At 51.3% G+C, this 496-nt stretch carries 1 protein-coding gene; it reads left to right on the forward strand.

The features are described from left to right. Positions 1 to 496 (forward strand): OmpA family protein (locus tag FDX22_RS13250; protein ID WP_146717312.1); only part of this gene is annotated, 496 nt, incomplete at both ends.

A 496-nucleotide genomic window follows, 5' to 3' on the forward strand; every position in this document is an offset into this window, starting at 1 on the left:
CGATCTGGACGTTTATACCCGTCTGGGTGGTATGGTTTGGCGTGCAGATGCTAAAAACAACGACGGCTTCAAAGACCACGACACTGGTGTATCCCCAGTATTCGCTGGCGGCGTAGAGTATGCAATTACTCCTGAAATCGCTACCCGTCTGGAATACCAGTGGACCAACAACATCGGTGACGCGAACACCGTTGGTGGTCGTCCGGATAACGGCCTGTTGAGCGTTGGTGTTTCTTACCGTTTCGGCCAGCAGGAAGAAGCAGCTCCAGTAGTTGTAGCTCCGGCTCCGGCTCCAGAAGTACAGACCAAGCACTTCACTCTGAAGTCTGACGTTCTGTTCAACTTCAACAAAGCGACTCTGAAACCAGAAGGCCAGCAGGCTCTGGATCAGANTGACCGCATCGGTTCTGACGCTTACAACCAGGGTCTGTCTGAGAAACGTGCTCAGTCTGTTGTTGATTACCTGATCTCTAAAGGTATTCCTTCTGACAAAATC

Source organism: Citrobacter sp. TBCS-14, assembly GCF_005280805.1.
Lineage (GTDB): Bacteria > Pseudomonadota > Gammaproteobacteria > Enterobacterales > Enterobacteriaceae > Citrobacter > Citrobacter gillenii.